This is a genomic window from Streptococcus sp. E24BD (assembly GCF_041807825.1).
GTDB classification, from domain to species: Bacteria; Bacillota; Bacilli; order Lactobacillales; family Streptococcaceae; genus Streptococcus; species Streptococcus entericus.
Genome location: NZ_JBGTZB010000039.1, coordinates 1 through 15,540, shown reverse-complemented (window position 1 = coordinate 15,540; position 15,540 = coordinate 1). Strand labels below are relative to the sequence as shown.

15 protein-coding genes and 4 pseudogenes are annotated in these 15,540 nt (G+C 45.3%); 15 read left to right on the top strand and 4 right to left on the bottom strand.

Translation table 11 applies throughout. The annotated features are described in order from the left end of the window. Window positions 1-52: 52 nt before the first annotated feature. Window positions 53-115, top strand: a pseudogene (locus ACERC5_RS08670) (IS3 family transposase); the annotation flags it as partial. A gap of 112 nt (window positions 116-227) precedes the next feature. Here ACERC5_RS08670 and ACERC5_RS08665 read toward each other — a convergent pair. Both ACERC5_RS08665 and ACERC5_RS08660 read right to left on the bottom strand, forming a co-directional pair. Next, window positions 228-698, bottom strand: a complete 471-nt coding sequence (locus ACERC5_RS08665) for an aminoacyl-tRNA deacylase (protein WP_373660572.1) — start codon at window positions 696-698, stop codon at window positions 228-230. Next, the gene (locus ACERC5_RS08660) at window positions 695-1,537 is read right to left on the bottom strand and encodes a DUF368 domain-containing protein (protein ID WP_373660571.1); all 843 of its coding nucleotides are present in this window, start codon (window positions 1,535-1,537) and stop codon (window positions 695-697) included. Before ACERC5_RS08660 ends, ACERC5_RS08665 begins: the two co-directional genes overlap by 4 nt. 151 nt (window positions 1,538-1,688) lie before the next feature. Between ACERC5_RS08660 and rpiA the strand changes: the two genes are divergently transcribed. The 9 genes and pseudogenes from rpiA to ACERC5_RS08615 all read left to right on the top strand — a co-directional run bounded on the left by rpiA (window position 1,689) and on the right by ACERC5_RS08615 (window position 7,419). Further along, complete coding sequence (gene rpiA / locus ACERC5_RS08655) at window positions 1,689-2,360, top strand: ribose-5-phosphate isomerase RpiA (protein ID WP_373659500.1); 672 nt, start codon at window positions 1,689-1,691, stop codon at window positions 2,358-2,360. A gap of 10 nt (window positions 2,361-2,370) precedes the next feature. Then, a complete protein-coding gene (locus ACERC5_RS08650; RefSeq protein WP_373659498.1) occupies window positions 2,371-3,582 on the top strand; it encodes a phosphopentomutase in 1,212 nt (403 codons plus the stop codon). Window positions 3,583-3,595: 13 nt separating this feature from the next. Continuing rightward, window positions 3,596-4,360 (top strand): annotated as a pseudogene (locus tag ACERC5_RS08645) (EcsC family protein); the annotation flags it as partial. Continuing rightward, window positions 4,349-4,738: an ArsC/Spx/MgsR family protein gene (locus tag ACERC5_RS08640; RefSeq protein WP_373659504.1), complete on the top strand. Its 390-nt coding sequence runs from the start codon at window positions 4,349-4,351 to the stop codon at window positions 4,736-4,738. The pseudogene ACERC5_RS08645 and the gene ACERC5_RS08640, both read left to right, overlap by 12 nt. Window positions 4,739-4,750: 12 nt before the next feature. Next, on the top strand, window positions 4,751-5,560 hold the full coding sequence (locus tag ACERC5_RS08635) for a purine-nucleoside phosphorylase (RefSeq protein WP_373659497.1): 810 nt from the start codon (window positions 4,751-4,753) through the stop codon (window positions 5,558-5,560). A gap of 1 nt (window position 5,561) precedes the next feature. After that, on the top strand, window positions 5,562-5,720 hold the full coding sequence (locus ACERC5_RS08630) for a hypothetical protein (RefSeq protein ID WP_373659496.1): 159 nt from the start codon (window positions 5,562-5,564) through the stop codon (window positions 5,718-5,720). 15 nt (window positions 5,721-5,735) lie between these two features. Further along, complete coding sequence (locus ACERC5_RS08625) at window positions 5,736-5,912, top strand: hypothetical protein (RefSeq protein WP_373659495.1); 177 nt, start codon at window positions 5,736-5,738, stop codon at window positions 5,910-5,912. A 33-nt stretch (window positions 5,913-5,945) separates the two neighbouring features. Continuing rightward, window positions 5,946-6,656: a purine-nucleoside phosphorylase gene (deoD, locus tag ACERC5_RS08620; protein ID WP_373659494.1), complete on the top strand. Its 711-nt coding sequence runs from the start codon at window positions 5,946-5,948 to the stop codon at window positions 6,654-6,656. After that, the gene (locus ACERC5_RS08615; RefSeq protein WP_373659493.1) at window positions 6,646-7,419 is read left to right on the top strand and encodes a LytR family transcriptional regulator; all 774 of its coding nucleotides are present in this window, start codon (window positions 6,646-6,648) and stop codon (window positions 7,417-7,419) included. Before deoD ends, ACERC5_RS08615 begins: the two co-directional genes overlap by 11 nt. Window positions 7,420-7,499: 80 nt before the next feature. Here the strand turns inward: ACERC5_RS08615 and ACERC5_RS08610 are convergent, their stop codons facing one another. After that, entirely contained in the window at window positions 7,500-8,429 is a 930-nt protein-coding gene (locus ACERC5_RS08610; protein ID WP_373659492.1) for a LysR family transcriptional regulator, read from the bottom strand. 299 nt (window positions 8,430-8,728) lie between these two features. Here ACERC5_RS08610 and rpsB point away from each other — a divergent pair, with 299 nt between their 5' ends. The 5 genes and pseudogenes from rpsB (at window position 8,729) to ACERC5_RS08585 (ending at window position 14,560) form a co-directional block, all read left to right on the top strand. Further along, window positions 8,729-9,511, top strand: coding sequence for a 30S ribosomal protein S2 (gene rpsB, locus ACERC5_RS08605; protein ID WP_018367470.1), 783 nt, complete (start codon window positions 8,729-8,731; stop codon window positions 9,509-9,511). Window positions 9,512-9,578: 67 nt separating this feature from the next. Continuing rightward, window positions 9,579-10,619, top strand: a complete 1,041-nt coding sequence (gene tsf / locus ACERC5_RS08600) for a translation elongation factor Ts (RefSeq protein ID WP_373660570.1) — start codon at window positions 9,579-9,581, stop codon at window positions 10,617-10,619. 127 nt (window positions 10,620-10,746) lie between these two features. Next, a complete protein-coding gene (metG, locus tag ACERC5_RS08595) occupies window positions 10,747-12,810 on the top strand; it encodes a methionine--tRNA ligase (RefSeq protein WP_373660569.1) in 2,064 nt (687 codons plus the stop codon). 3 nt (window positions 12,811-12,813) lie between these two features. Beyond that, on the top strand, window positions 12,814-13,371 hold the full coding sequence (locus ACERC5_RS08590; RefSeq protein WP_373660568.1) for a GDSL-type esterase/lipase family protein: 558 nt from the start codon (window positions 12,814-12,816) through the stop codon (window positions 13,369-13,371). A gap of 277 nt (window positions 13,372-13,648) precedes the next feature. Then, window positions 13,649-14,560 (top strand): annotated as a pseudogene (locus ACERC5_RS08585) (magnesium transporter CorA family protein). 80 nt (window positions 14,561-14,640) lie between these two features. Here ACERC5_RS08585 and ACERC5_RS08580 read toward each other — a convergent pair. Further along, a pseudogene (locus ACERC5_RS08580) lies at window positions 14,641-15,414 on the bottom strand (ZmpA/ZmpB/ZmpC family metallo-endopeptidase); the annotation flags it as partial. Window positions 15,415-15,540 lie beyond the last annotated feature (126 nt).

The following is a 15,540-nucleotide window of genomic DNA, read 5'->3' as shown; positions in this document are numbered from 1 at the left end:
TTAGTGTAGAACACTTTATAAATTCTGTCTAGTTTAGTGTAACCGATTCAAACGAATCAAAACAAAATTAAAAGGACTTAGTCCTGTGCAATACAGAATTAAATCCTTTCAATAATATTTCTTGTTCAACTTTTGGGGGTCAGTACACCAGGTAAGAAGAGTTTTTATAAGACCAACCACTGCTAAGAAGTCTGTGGTTAGTCATCTAGTCCTTAAATCATCACGAGTTACTCCATCAAATCAGCAAAATCAGCACCGACAAAGCTAGCTAGTTGTTGGCTGTTGAGTTTGACAGAACGCTCAATCTCGCCTGCTGACACAATCATTTCCCCCATCTCGAATGCCACTTGATCAATGTAGATAGGGTAACGGTGCTTTTGGCGGATGCCGACGGGATTGTTAGCGCCATGGACGTAGCCTGTCGTTTGTTGAAGGTCTTTCTGGGGAATCATGGTCACTTTTTTATTGCCAGAGACCTGAGCCAGTTTTTTCTCAGACAGGTGGCTGGTGATAGGGACGATACCAATCAGTGGTCCAGTCTTATCACCCTTGAGGGCAAGAGTTTTAAAGATGTGCTCTCTAGGAAGGTCATCTAGCTTTCCTTCAAGAGCATTGAGCGTAAGTCCCTCGTGAGCAATACCAGCCTTATCCAATATCTGCTCTACTAGAGTCTTTTTCAACTTTTTAGCTCGGCTCATTTGTAGGTTTCCTCCAGCTTGGTCATCCATGCTCCTAGGGCGATACCTGCCAGAAATAGCAGAGCTGAGCTAGCTATTGTCCCAAAGCCTAAACCGGCATAGCTGATGGACTCAGCGCTGCGTGGGTTAGGCAGTACAATGAGCAGTGTGCTAGCTAAAACCAACCCCATGATAAAGTGGCAGACGCGAGAGTGATAGGTTTTGAGGGCGTAGTCCATGGCTTTTGAAAAGAGCACCATAGCAAGTGCCCCACCGATAGCGATAGGCAGGAAGACACCCAGTAGATCCAGTTTTTTGAAGCCTGTCAGCATAGGTGTGTAGAGCCCCATGATGAGCAGGAGGTTGGACGGACTGAGACCAGGGACGAGAATACCCAAGGCAATCAGGCTACCTGCCAGCACGAAGCCTAGGAAATTAGCAGGAATAGTACCGACCAAGTCGCTGAGGAAAAAGAGCAAGAGTCCTGAAACGACAAAAGTCACTACAAGCCAAAGCCAGTCGGCCAAATCACGTTGCCTGTTTTGTGTGCTTTCTGCCCAGAGAGTTGGAAATGTTCCGACGATGGTTCCTGTAAACGTCCAAAGAACGGGGACTTGGTAGTGTTCAAGCAGGTATTCTAAAGGGGCTGAGAAGAGGGCAATCCCCAAAATCCCACCGATACCAACAGGTAGGAAAAAGAGGACATTTGGAACAAAATCCTTTCGGATATTGGCCAAAAAGCCAATTAGACGCTCATAGAGTCCCAAGATGGAAGCCAAAACGCCACCAGAAACCCCTGGCAGAATAAAGCCTAGTGCGATGATGATGCCTTTAATTAGGCGACTAATCCAAGAAATCATAGATACTCCATTCTGTATTTTATAACTCTAATATTATAGCATAGTTTTATCAATTTCGGGCGAATGGTTTTGTTGCTAGATTTAAGACCGCTTTCAAATTTCTTGAAAATATGATATACTGGAAATAACAAATGAGTGAATGGAGGCAAGTATGGAAGAACTGAAAAAACAGGCTGGCGTCAGGGCTGCCCAATATGTCACAGATGGCATGACGGTAGGTCTCGGGACAGGCTCGACTGCCTACTATTTTGTCGAGGAGCTGGGGCGTAGGGTCAAGGAAGAGGGCTTGCAGATTGTGGGGGTGACGACCTCCAGTCGCACGACGGCTCAGGCAGAAAGCCTTGGGATTCCGCTGACCTCGATAGATGAGATTGACCGTATTGATGTGACGGTCGATGGGGCGGATGAGGTTGATCCAGACTTTAATGGCATCAAGGGTGGGGGCGGTGCCCTCCTCATGGAAAAGGTTGTCGCTGTTCCGACCCAGCACTATATCTGGGTGGTCGATGAGACCAAGCTCGTCAGCCAGCTAGGAGCTTTCAAGCTCCCTGTCGAGGTGGTTCCCTACGGTGCTGAGCGACTGCTGTGTCATTTTGCCCAAAAAGGTTACTCGCCAGGTTTTCGTGAGGCAGATGGTGAGCGCTATGTCACGGACATGGGACATTTCATCATTGACCTAGACCTCAAAGTGATTGCCGATCCTGTGGCTTTGGCGCTGGAGCTGGATACAACGGTCGGTGTCGTGGAGCACGGGCTCTTTAATGGCATGGTCGATACCGTGATTGCAGCGGGCAAGGACGGTATTAGGATTTTAGAAAAATAAGGAGGGTGTTATGCCAACATTTGATCGGATTCATCTAGTGGTGCTAGATTCAGTAGGGATTGGGGCGCAACCCGATGCCAATAACTTTGTCAATGCCGGTGTGCCAGATGGCGCGTCTGATACGCTGGGGCATATTTCCAAAACAGTGGGGCTAGATGTGCCTAACATGGCAAAAATTGGTCTGGGGAATATCCCTCGTCCACAAGCTTTGAAAACAGTCCCTGCTGAGGAAAATCCAACAGGTTATGTGACAAAACTTGAGGAAGTTTCACTCGGTAAAGATACCATGACAGGTCACTGGGAAATCATGGGGCTCAATATCACTGAGCCATTTGATACCTTCTGGGACGGCTTCCCTGAGGAAATTCTGACCAAGATTGAAGAATTTTCTGGTCGCAAGGTCATTCGTGAAACCAATAAGCCATATTCTGGAACAGCTGTCATTGATGATTTTGGACCGCGTCAGATTGAAACAGGCGAGCTGATTATCTACACGTCGGCAGACCCAGTTCTTCAAATCGCAGCGCATGAAGATGTCATTCCTTTGGAAGAACTCTACAAGATTTGTGAGTACGCGCGCTCCATTACGCTGGAGCGTCCTGCGCTGCTCGGTCGGATTATCGCCCGTCCTTATGTAGGCACTCCTGGCAACTTTACCCGTACGGCTAACCGCCATGACTATGCGGTATCGCCATTTGAAGATACTGTCTTGAACAAGCTAGCAGCCGCAGGCGTGCCGACTTATTCCGTCGGGAAAATCAACGATATTTTCAATGGTTCAGGCATCACCAATGACATGGGACACAATAAGGACAATAACCACGGTGTGGATACCTTAATCAAGACCATGGGCTTGCCTGAGTTTGAGAAAGGTTTCTCTTTTACTAACTTGGTTGACTTTGATGCGGTTTACGGTCATCGTCGCAATGCCCACGGCTACCGTGATTGCTTGCACGAATTTGATGGACGTCTACCAGAAATCATTGCTGCCATGCGAGAGAATGATTTGCTGTTGATTACAGCTGACCATGGCAATGACCCGACCTACGCTGGGACAGACCATACCCGTGAGTATATCCCACTCTTGGCGTACAGTCCTGCTTTCAAAGGCAACGGTGTCATCCCACAAGGGCATTTTGCTGACATCTCAGCCACAGTTGCTGAAAACTTTGGTGTTGATACAGCCATGATTGGCGAAAGCTTCTTGGATAAATTGGTGTAGGAGGAGAAAAATTATGGCAGATATTTTCAAACAATTAAACCAAGGGTTAAATGATTTAGGAAAACAAGCAGGTCAGTTAACAGAACAGGCAACTAAATTTGTTCAAGAAAAGGCAGAACAGTCTGAAAAGCTAAGTCAAGAAACGATGATGTCAACATTAGACTGGGCCTATCAGACAACGCTCAATGGTCTAGTTGGTGAAAAGAGTTTAGAGAATTTAGTCACTGACTATCTTTCTAAATACGATACAGAAACTGCTATTGAAAAACTAATTCAAACGCAGACAACGAAAGCAGCCGTTTCTGGTTTTTTAACAGGTTTTGGAGGTATTATTACTATTCCTGTGACCCTGCCAGCGAATATTGCAAGTGTAATTTTGTTCCAAATGCGGATGGTTGCTGCTATTGCTAGTATGCGTGGTTACGATTTGAAATCTGATCAAGTACAAACATTTGTCTATGCAACATTAGCAGGGACTTCTGTATCCGAGATTGTCAAAAAAGGCGGTATCGTTATCGGTAACAAATTTGGCGTAGCTCTTGTCAAAAAAGTTCCTGGAACAGTTTTACGTAAAATTAATAAGGCTGTCGGTTTCCGTTTGGCAACTAAGTTTGGAACAACAGGAGTTGTTAATTTAGGGAAAATGGTTCCTGTTTTAGGAGCTGTTGTTGGTAGTGCCTTTGATATGACTTCAACGCTTACTATTGCTAATCTTGCCAAAAAAACATTTGCTGATACCGGCTTAGAAATAAGTGAGGATTTCGTACTGTCTAAGGAGGATACTCAGGTTATTGATGCGCTGTATTCGGAGAAAAACGATTTAACTATCTACCACAACCAGTCTTGTAGCAAGTCCTTAGCTGTCCTTGAGTTGCTGAGAGAGGCGGGCTACGAGCCGAGGGTGATTAATTATTTAACCGAAACACCGTCGCCAGCAGAACTCGCTAGCCTGGGCTTAAATGCCAAAGACTTGCTACGAAGGACAGACCAACTCTATACAGACTTGGAGCTGTCAGATGACTTGTCTGACCAAGAGATTTTTACTCTCTTGGCAGAGCATCCGAGTCTCATCGAGCGTCCTATTGTAGTCTACAAAGGGCAAGCCCTCATCTGTCGCCCGCCTGAACGGGTTTGGGAGTTAGTACAGAAAAAATAAAGGAGAACACACATGTCATTACTAGAAAAAATTAGAGAAACGCAAGCTTTTTTAGAAGAAAAAGGCATGATTAAGCCAGAATTTGGTCTCATCTTGGGCTCTGGTCTGGGTGAGCTGGCAGACGAAATCGAAAACAGTATCGTCCTTGAGTATGCAGACATTCCCAACTGGGGGCAGTCGCATGTCGTTGGACACGCAGGCAAGCTAGTCTACGGAGACCTAGCCGGTCGCAAGGTGTTGGCTCTTCAAGGGCGCTTTCATTTTTACGAAGGCAATCCAATGGAGCTGGTGACCTTCCCTGTCCGTGTCATGAAGGCATTGGGTTGTGAAGGTGTCTTTGTGACCAATGCAGCAGGCGGTGTCGGCTTTGGTCCGGGAACCTTGATGGCGATTTCTGACCACATCAATTTTACAGGTCAAAATCCTCTGATTGGCGAAAACTTGGACGACTTTGGGCCCCGCTTCCCTGATATGTCAGATGCTTACACCAAGGCTTGGCGGGACATTGCCCACCGAGTGGCAAAAGAGCAGGGCATTAAGCTAGATGAGGGTGTCTACTGCGGCTTTACTGGCCCTAACTACGAAACACCAGCTGAAATCCGTGCAGTCAAAGTATGGGGTGGTGATGCAGTCGGCATGTCAACCGTACCAGAAGTCATCGTAGCAGCGCACTCAGGGCTGAAAGTTCTTGGTATCTCTGCTATCACGAACCACGCAGCTGGCTTCCAAGAAGAGCTCAACCACGAAGAGGTAGTAGAAGTCACCCAGCAAATTAAGGGCAATTTCAAAGGCTTAGTCAAGGCGATCTTGGAGGAGTTGTAGGATGGATAAAAAAAAGATCTCCCTTTTTAGTGGTCTGATACAGATGCTAGTGGGTGTGTTTATATTTCTTACAAGTAATAATAAGACTTCTGGCCTCCTTTTTATGAGTTCAGGTATGATTTTTATCACTTTAGCCGCTCAAGACGGTAAGAAAAAATAAGAAAGAAAAAAGAGCATGAACCCGTTTTTGAAGTATCTTTTTGTAGGATTAGCTGGTGCGAGTTTTGTCCAAGTTCTCTTTGGGTTGTTTCAAGGGGACGTCCCTTGGCTTGCTATCTTCGTTACCTTCTTTTTCCTCAATCTAGCTTTTGAAAAAGAAAAAATTAGTCATTTGGGGACACAATATTATTAGTATATTTTTATATAAAGAAAGGAACATATTATTATGTCGATTCATATTTCAGCAAAACCAGGCGACATCGCCGATAAAATTTTACTTCCAGGAGACCCACTCCGCGCTAAATTTATTGCAGAAAACTTCCTTGAGGACGCCGTCTGCTTCAACGAAGTACGCAATATGTTTGGCTACACAGGGACTTACAAGGGGCACCGTGTCTCTGTCATGGGGACAGGGATGGGCATGCCGTCCATCTCTATTTATGCGCGTGAGCTCATTGTCGACTACGGCGTGAAAAAACTGATTCGTGTGGGAACAGCAGGATCCATCGACCCCAATGTTCATGTTCGTGAATTGGTCTTAGCTCAAGCTGCTGCAACCAACTCCAACATCATTCGCAACGATTTCCCAGAATTTGACTTCCCTCAAATCGCGGATTTTGGTCTTCTTGATAAGGCCTATCATATCGCCAAAAACATGGGGTTGACAACCCATGTGGGCTCTGTTTTGTCTTCTGATGTTTTCTATTCAAACATGCCCGAGCGCAACATGAAATTGGGTGAGCTTGGTGTTAAAGCCATCGAGATGGAAGCGGCAGCTCTTTACTATTTGGCAGCGCAGCATGGGGTAAAAGCACTTGGTATCATGACGATTTCGGACAGTCTCGTCAACCCAGATGAGGACACGACCGCCGAAGAGCGTCAAAATACGTTCACCGATATGATGGCGGTAGGATTGGAGACCTTGATTGCCGATTAAGCCCGCGTATACAGCATTTGAAGGTCTGCTTGCAACCTATGCCTATCGTCAGGCTTTGCTACTTGCAACTGACCTACCGGCAGATGCTCACTTATTATTGACGACCTTAGTGGAGCGCAGGGAGTTGAACGTTGCCTATCTTTATAGGCATTCGGGGAAAATAGCAGAGCTGTCAGAGCGATTTAGTCTCCCTCCGTTAGCCCCTACTCAAGAAGCTGAGCAACTCATCAATTACCTTTATGACCTCGAAGCCAAGGTTAAAACAGGTCAGTTGATTGACTTTGTTCGAGCAGTCAGCCCAATCATTTACAGGCTCTATCGTCGCTTGCTTTATCAGCTTATTCCAGATTTGGATAACTATATTCATAACTCAAAAAGTGACCAGTATGACAGATGGCGTTTTGAACAGATGAGTAGCAGTCCTCATCCAGCCATTCAATCTTTTATCCAGCGTAGACGAGACAGTCGAGTCATGTCCAGTAGTTTAGTTGACTTAATTATGGAAACGAACTTGCCACAGGACACAAAACAAACGGTTCAACTCTTGCGACAATTTGAAAAAAATGTTCGAAACCCTTTGGCACATCTGATTAAACCATTTGACGAAGAAGAGTTACATCGGACAACAGGTTTTTCGTCACAAGTTTTTCTTGATCATATTATCGCTCTTGCAGAAGCTTGTGACCTCACCTATGACAGGACAGTTTTTTACTTTGACCGAGCTAATTTAGCCATCTTAAAACTCATCCAGAATCAGGATTAGAATATGATAAAAGAGAACAAAAGTCAGCAGCATTTGCTGGCTTTTGTTCTCTGTTGGTGAGTGTAAAAAAGTAGTCGGTATCAATAGTCGTATTTGGGAGTAATCTTTTCGGGCTGCACCTCGTCTAGGAGATACTGGATAAATTGTTCGCCCATTTTTGATAAATTGGCCTGTTCGTGTTTGATGTAAACAAGGTCGATCTCGTCCGTGCTGTCAAGCGGAATCGAGACGATATTGTCGCCGTTAAGATTGCTATTCAAAATACCAGTGGCAATAGTGTAGCCATCTAGACCAATCAGAAGATTGAATAAGGTGGCACGGTCGCTGACCACGATGGACTTTTTGTGCTCAAGCTGAGAGAGGATTTCTTCAGCAAAGTAAAAGGAGTTATGGATGCCTTGGTCATAACTGAGATAAGGGAAATCCACAAGGTCTTCTAAGGTCACCTTTTTTCGACCAGCCAAAGGGTGATGACGACTGACAAAGATATGAGGATGTGCTTTAAACAAGGGGATAACGGAAAGTCGATTGTCTTCAAGCAATTTACTCAACACATCTCGGTTATAGGTGCTCAGAAAAAGCACACCGATTTCACTGCGAAAATGTTTGACATCGTCGATAATATCCCAAGTCTTGGTCTCTCTCAGGAAAAGTTCGTACTGACTCATATCGGTCTGTTTGAGAAGAGAGACAAAGGCGTTGACCACAAAAGCATAGTGCTGGGCAGAGACACTAAAGAGCTTGCGGTGCTTATTTTTACCCTTGTAACGCTCTTCGAGCAAAACTGTTTGTTCGACGACTTGGCGGGCATAGGACAGAAACTCGACGCCATCCTTGGTCAGTTTGATGCCTTTGGAATTTCTGATAAAAACAGTAATCCCCAATTCCTTCTCGAGCTCTCTGACGGCATTAGACAGACTCGGCTGGGTGATAAAGAGTTGCTTAGCTGCCTCGTTCATTGATCCAGTCTCAACGATTTTGATGATATAATGTAATTGTTGGATACGCATAAGACTATTTTAGCATAATTTTTTGACAGCAGTGGCGTATTGAAGCCTGAAAAAGAAATTTCAGCAGTTTTCACTCTGTACATCTAATTTTCTGAGAACTTATGACAAGCTTTCTTTTTTCGCTGTCTATCATGAAATGGAGAATAAAATACTTGCCAATTGTTGTGTTTTATGGTACAATAATCAAGTTGCTTGAGCAACAAATACTCATTTTGGATGAATCGTGGACTTGTTGCCCCTGTGGTGAGTCTGCGAGTTGAAATCTGAAAGAGGAAAAAACATCAAAAGGAGAAATACTCATGGCAGTTATTTCAATGAAACAATTACTTGAGGCTGGTGTTCACTTTGGTCACCAAACTCGTCGCTGGAACCCTAAGATGGCTAAGTACATCTTCACAGAACGCAACGGCATCCACGTGATTGACTTGCAACAAACTGTGAAATTAGCAGACCAAGCTTACGAATTTATTCGTGACGCTGCAGCTAACGATGCGGTTATCCTCTTCGTTGGGACTAAAAAGCAAGCATCAGAAGCCGTTAAAGAAGAAGCTACTCGTGCCGGTCAATACTACATCAACCACCGTTGGTTGGGTGGAACTCTTACTAACTGGGAAACAATCCAAAAGCGTATCGCTCGCTTGAAAGATATCAACCGTATGGAAGAAGACGGAACTTTCGATGTTCTTCCTAAGAAAGAAGTTGCTTTGCTCAACAAACAACGTGCTCGTCTTGAGAAATTCTTGGGTGGTATCGCTGATATGCCTCGTATTCCTGACGTGATTTATGTGGTTGACCCACACAAAGAGCAAATCGCTGTGAAAGAAGCTAAAAAACTTGGTATCCCTGTTGTGGCTATGGTTGACACCAATGCTGATCCAGATGATATCGATGTGATTATCCCAGCTAACGATGATGCTATTCGTGCGGTTAAATTGATCACCGCTAAATTGGCTGACGCTGTTATTGAAGGTCGTCAGGGTGAAGATTCAGTTGCTGCTGTTGAAGCAGAGTTGGCAGCTGAGCCTGCTTCAACTGAATCAATCGAAGAATTGGTTGAAGTTGTTGAAGGTAACAACGCTTAATATCGTGAAATAACTTAAGGGGCGGGCCCAGCCCTCCCCTTTTCTTAAAAAATTGGAGGAAAAAATAATGGCAGAAATTACTGCAGCTTTGGTTAAAGAATTGCGTGAAAAATCAGGTGCTGGCGTTATGGACGCAAAAAAAGCACTTGTTGAAACTGATGGTGACATCGACAAAGCGATTGAATTGCTTCGTGAAAAAGGTATGGCAAAAGCGGCTAAAAAAGCTAATCGTGTTGCCGCTGAAGGGTTGACTGGAGTCTACGTTAACGGCAACGTTGCAGCTGTTGTTGAGGTTAACGCAGAAACTGACTTCGTTGCGAAAAATGCGCAATTTGTTGAGTTGGTTAACGAGACTGCAAAAGCTATCGCTGAACAAAAACCTGCTAACAATGAAGAAGCAATGGCAATCACTCTTTCAAATGGTGAAACTTTGGAAGCTGCTTACATCAATGCAACAGCAACCATCGGTGAGAAAATTTCCTTCCGTCGTTTTGCTTTGATTGAGAAAACTGATGACCAAGCTTTCGGTGCTTACCAACATAACGGTGGTCGTATTGGTGTTATCTCTGTTATCGAGGGTGGGGATGAGGCACTTGCTAAACAACTGTCTATGCACATCGCTGCGATGAAACCAACTGTTTTGTCTTACACTGAGTTGGATGAGCAGTTTATCAAAGACGAGTTGGCACAACTCAACCACAAAATCGAACAAGATAATGAAAGCCGTGCAATGGTTGACAAGCCTGCCTTGCCACTCTTGAAATATGGCTCAAAAGCTCAGTTGACAGACGAGATTATCGCTCAAGCAGAAGCTGACATCAAAGCCGAACTCGCTGCTGAAGGCAAGCCAGAAAAAATCTGGGACAAAATCATCCCAGGTAAGATGGACCGTTTCCTCTTGGACAATACCCAAGTTGACCAGGCCTACACACTTCTTGCCCAAGTCTACATCATGGATGACAGCAAGACAGTGGAAGCTTACCTTGATAGCGTGAACGCTAAAGCTATTACCTTTGCCCGCTTTGAGGTAGGTGAAGGCATCGAGAAAGCATCAAACGACTTTGAAGCAGAAGTTGCAGCAACCATGGCAGCTGCTCTTAAAAACTAAGATAAACGACGAAAGGCTGCGTTTTGCAGTCTTTTTTCTTCTATTTTTGAGAAAAAATCAAGTTTTTGCTATAATTGAAGATGTTATTACCTAGACTCATTCGTCTAGTTTGGAAGGAATGATAATGATGACTAAGCAACCATTTTATATTACGACCCCGATTTACTACCCATCAGGTAAACTTCATATCGGTAATGCGACAACGACTATCGCCTGCGATGTTTTGGCCCGTTACCATCGCTTGATGAACAAGGAAGTCTACTCACTAACTGGTCTTGACGAGCATGGGCAAAAAATCCAAGCCAAGGCTGAGGAGGCGGGCATCTCACCCCAAGCCTACGTTGATGGCATGGAAGTCGGTGTCAAAAAACTCTGGGAGCTTTTGGATATCTCTTACGACGGCTTTATCCGTACGACTGATTCCTATCATGAAGAAGTGGTGGCTGCTGTTTTTGAGAAATTGCTAGCGCAGGACGATATTTATTTGGGAGAATACTCAGGCTGGTACTCTGTCTCTGATGAGGAATTTTTTACAGAGAGCCAATTGGCCGAAGTTTTCCGAGATGAGACAGGTAAGGTCATAGGAGGGATTGCCCCGTCTGGTCACGAGGTGGCCTGGGTATCTGAGGAGTCTTATTTCTTCCGCCTCAGCAAGTACCAAAAGCATTTAGAAGCCTACTTTAAAGCCAATCCAGACTTTATCAGTCCAAATTCCCGTATGAATGAGATGCTGAAAAACTTTATCGAGCCTGGATTGGAAGACTTAGCAGTATCTCGGACGACGTTCAGCTGGGGGGTGCCAGTCAAGTCTAATCCTAAGCACGTCGTCTATGTCTGGATTGATGCCTTACTCAACTATATCACTGCCTTAGGCTATGGTCAATCCGATACCAGTAAGTTTGAGACGTTTTGGTCTGGTCAAACGGTATCTAAATCTTGGACGGATGACAATGGTAAGACCTGGGACTTTACTGTTAGTCCTGAGGCTAACCACATGGTAGCTAAGGATATTCTCCGTTTTCATTCTATCTACTGGCCAATTATCCTGATGGCACTTGATTTGCCTTTGCCTAACCGCTTGATTGCCCACGGTTGGTTTGTCATGAAAGATGGCAAAATGTCCAAATCCAAGGGCAATGTGGTCTATCCAGAGCTGTTGGTAGACCGCTTTGGTCTTGACCCACTTCGTTACTACCTCATGCGGAGTCTTCCTGTTGGTTCTGACGGTACCTTTACTCCAGAGGATTACGTCGGTCGGATCAACTACGAGCTGGCCAACGACCTAGGAAACCTCCTCAACCGTACCGTTGCCATGGTCAACAAGTACTTTGGCGGCACCATTCCGACCTTTGTGGCAGGCGTGACGGCGTTTGATGCGGATTTGGAGGCAATGGCAGAGCAGTCTCTGACAGCCTACCATAAGTATATGGAAGCCGTTGACTACCCGCGTGCCTTAGAAGCTGTTTGGAATCTAATCGCTCGAACCAACAAGTACATAGACGAGACCGCACCGTGGGTGCTGGCAAAAGAAGAGGGAGACAAGGAGCAGTTGGCAGCAGTCATGAGCCACTTGGCAGCCAGCTTGCGCCTGGTGGCACACCTCATTCAGCCATTTATGATGGAGACGTCTGCTGCCATCTTGGCACAGCTGGGGCTACCAGCAGTGTCTAGTTTGGAAGACTTGGCCTTATCTGGCCTGCCAGCAGGAGCGACTGTTGTGGAAAAGGGGACACCAATCTTCCCACGCTTGGATATGGAGGAAGAAATCGCCTATATCCAGAGCCAAATGGGTGGCAGCTCTGCCATTTCCCAAGAGGAAAAAGACTGGGCTTCAGCAGCTATCGAGCTAAAAAACAGCAAGAAAGCCATCAAGTTTGAGGACTTTGACGCCGTGGAAATCCGTGTGGCCGAGGTCAAGGCGGTTCAGAAAGTCGAGGGCTCGGACAAGCTCCTTCAATTCCGTCTGGATGCAGGCGATGGTGAGGACCGTCAGATTCTCTCTGGTATCGCCAAGTTTTACCCTAACGAGCAGGAGTTGGTCGGGAAGAAACTGCAAATCGTTGCCAACCTCAAACCGCGTAAGATGATGGGACTTCTCAGTCAAGGCATGATTCTCTCGGCTGAGCATGACGGTCATCTGACCCTCTTGACCGTTGACCCAAGCGTACCGAATGGCAGTTTGGTGGGCTAGGGTATGCACCTGCTCTTACTAGGGGATAGCCTCTTTGCTCGCCATGAGGGGAAGCAGCTACCGCATATCGACTATTCGCTCTGCCAGTATCGTCCTGACGTGGTTATTGATAACTGGGCGGTGTCTGGGGATAATTCGGCAGACTTGCTCAGTTTGCTCAGGAGGACCCTTTTGCCAGCTGCCGATCGGGTCTTTGTCTTCATCGGTGCAAATGACCTGGCCCAGCACAAGCAAGTTTTTCTGGGTGAATATGCCCAGAACCTGACGGCGATTGTTGCTGAACTGAAGAAGCAATTTTCGGCGGATCAGATTTGTCTACTCTTGCCGGCGCCTGTTGATGAGACCAAGCAGCTTTATCGTACCAATCGTTTGGTGACCTACTATGGCGAGCAGGTGAGGCGAGTGGCAAGACAGGAAGGCACTGGCTTGCTAGATACGGTTGCCCTGTTTGAACAGAGTAATTTGCCTATGGCAGACCTGCTCAAGGGCAGTCTTGATGATGGTCTGCATTTTGGCAGTCAGGCTTATGACTTCTTGGCTAGAGCCATGTTAGGATTGTGATTGAAAAGGTCATCGCTAAGCGCATGCTGTCTAAAAACCCTTGCTTGAGCTAGCAGAGCGAGCTCAGTGCACTACTCTACTATATCCACAAAATCCACAAAGGTTTGTGCCTTGGAATAGTCAATAATAGTTCGTTTGTGATAATAAAACGAAGAGGTGGTGACTTTTGTACCGAGTTCTGACATTGCCTCTCATTTGCCCTGTTAAACGTTAGCAAAATAAATAAAAAAGAACAAGCAGTCCGCTGTGGCTTCTTGTTTTGATAGATGGGAAGATCATGTACACCAAAACATTTTCAACCAACACTTGGCTAGCCATCAATCTGGATAGCTTATCCGATATCACTAGCCTCGAAGATCGACTGGCCATTGATGAGGAATTAGCAGCCTACATCACCGACGAGAACGAGATGGCGCGTCTGGAATATGATAAAGACCAAGGGTGTCTGGTCTTGATTTACAATGTCATTCACCAAGAAAAAGAGGATAATAGCTATGACAGCAGTCCCATAACCTTTATCCTCAAGCCAAACCGCGTGACCACTTTGGTAACGAATAAAACGGCTTATTTGCTTGAGAGACTCAATCAGATGATGACCAAGTACCGACCTGAAACAGTCTACGATTTTCTCTTTTGGAGTTTGGTCGTCATTTCTAAAGACTATGTCAAAATTCTCGATTGCCTTGACAAGGAATTGACCCAAACCAATCATTTTATCCGTCAAAAGACGACCAAAGACCGGCTTTTGGCACTCTCTGATATCGAAATGAGCATGATTTACATTCGCTCCGATAGCAAGCAAAACCTCTTGGTTTTAGAGCAACTAACTGCGCACGGTCTAATCCGTCAGCTCAGCGATGAGGAACGGGAAAAGCTGGACGATGCCTTGATTGAGGCGCGACAGATTTTGGAAATGGCAGAGCTCAATACCTAGACCATGGGGCAGCTCTAGTCTACCTATAACAACGTCCTCAACAACCAGCTAAACGATACCATGAAGATTTTGACGGTCCTGTCGATTTTACTAGCGACTCCAGACATTATCACGGGCTTTTTCGGCATCAACGTGCCTCTGCCTGATTTCTTGGTCAACAGCAAACTGGGCTGGTTGATGGTTATCGGGATAATCGTTTTAGTCTTTCTAGTCGTCTATCGGATGGTGAGAAGCATCTTAAAAGAAAAAAATTAGTTTGTGTCCTGCAACAGTCAGCAAAAAAGCCTGCTATTAGCTCAATTTTGGCTAATAGTAGGCTTTTTATGTATTATGGCTTAAACATCGGTATCCTCAATGAGATAAATCGGCTGCCTGAAGTCATCAGTTTGACGCAGGTAGGCATTATAGATGGCTGCTTTTAGTTTCTGCACATGGGATGCTTGCCATTTACGCCAATCGTCATCAGTTTGGAAACCAAAACTATACAGTTTCTGATCGGCATCGTAGGCGACCGCCTTTTCCATCAGTCCTTGAATGTCCGAAAATGAGGTAATCGTGTGCTTCTCGCCCAAGTACTGAATCGTAATTGGGGCTAAACGATCAGTCTTATCGATGCGTTTTTGGAACATGGCTTTTTTGAACGCTGCCCAATCTGGATACTCCTCTTTAAAGACGGATTTGAGAACATGCTGGTCGGTAATTCGTGGGATATGACGACCATACCACTTACTATAAACTGTTGAATGGTCAGCCAATGCCATATCACCTAGTGCCCATGACGTGTAAGGGATAAAGCCTTCTTCATAGCCTTTTTCAGCCAGAAGTTCAAAGGCAATCCGTCTGAGCATGATGTCACCAGGGGCACCCTTATCGTTAGAGAGAGCAGCATAAACTGGAGAGAAGAGGTAGCTCTGATAGTAGCCGTTGCGGTCAAACTTGTCGTTTTCTGTATAGCGACGACGACTGATGATATTCTTATCTACCAAATCTTGCCAAGTCTTCAAAGCTTCAGTTTCGTCATCGGTTAGGCGACGGATAGCATTACCGGCATGAAAATCTTGACCGTACTCATCTTTTGGATAGTGGTTACTGATGACATTGAACCAGTCCTTTGAATCGGTTACACTAAACTAGACAGAATTTATAAAGTGTTCTACACTAAAGAAAACAGGAGAACTCTATGTCTAGAAAAATCCGTCGTCAATTTAGTGATGACTTTAAGCAACAAATTGTTG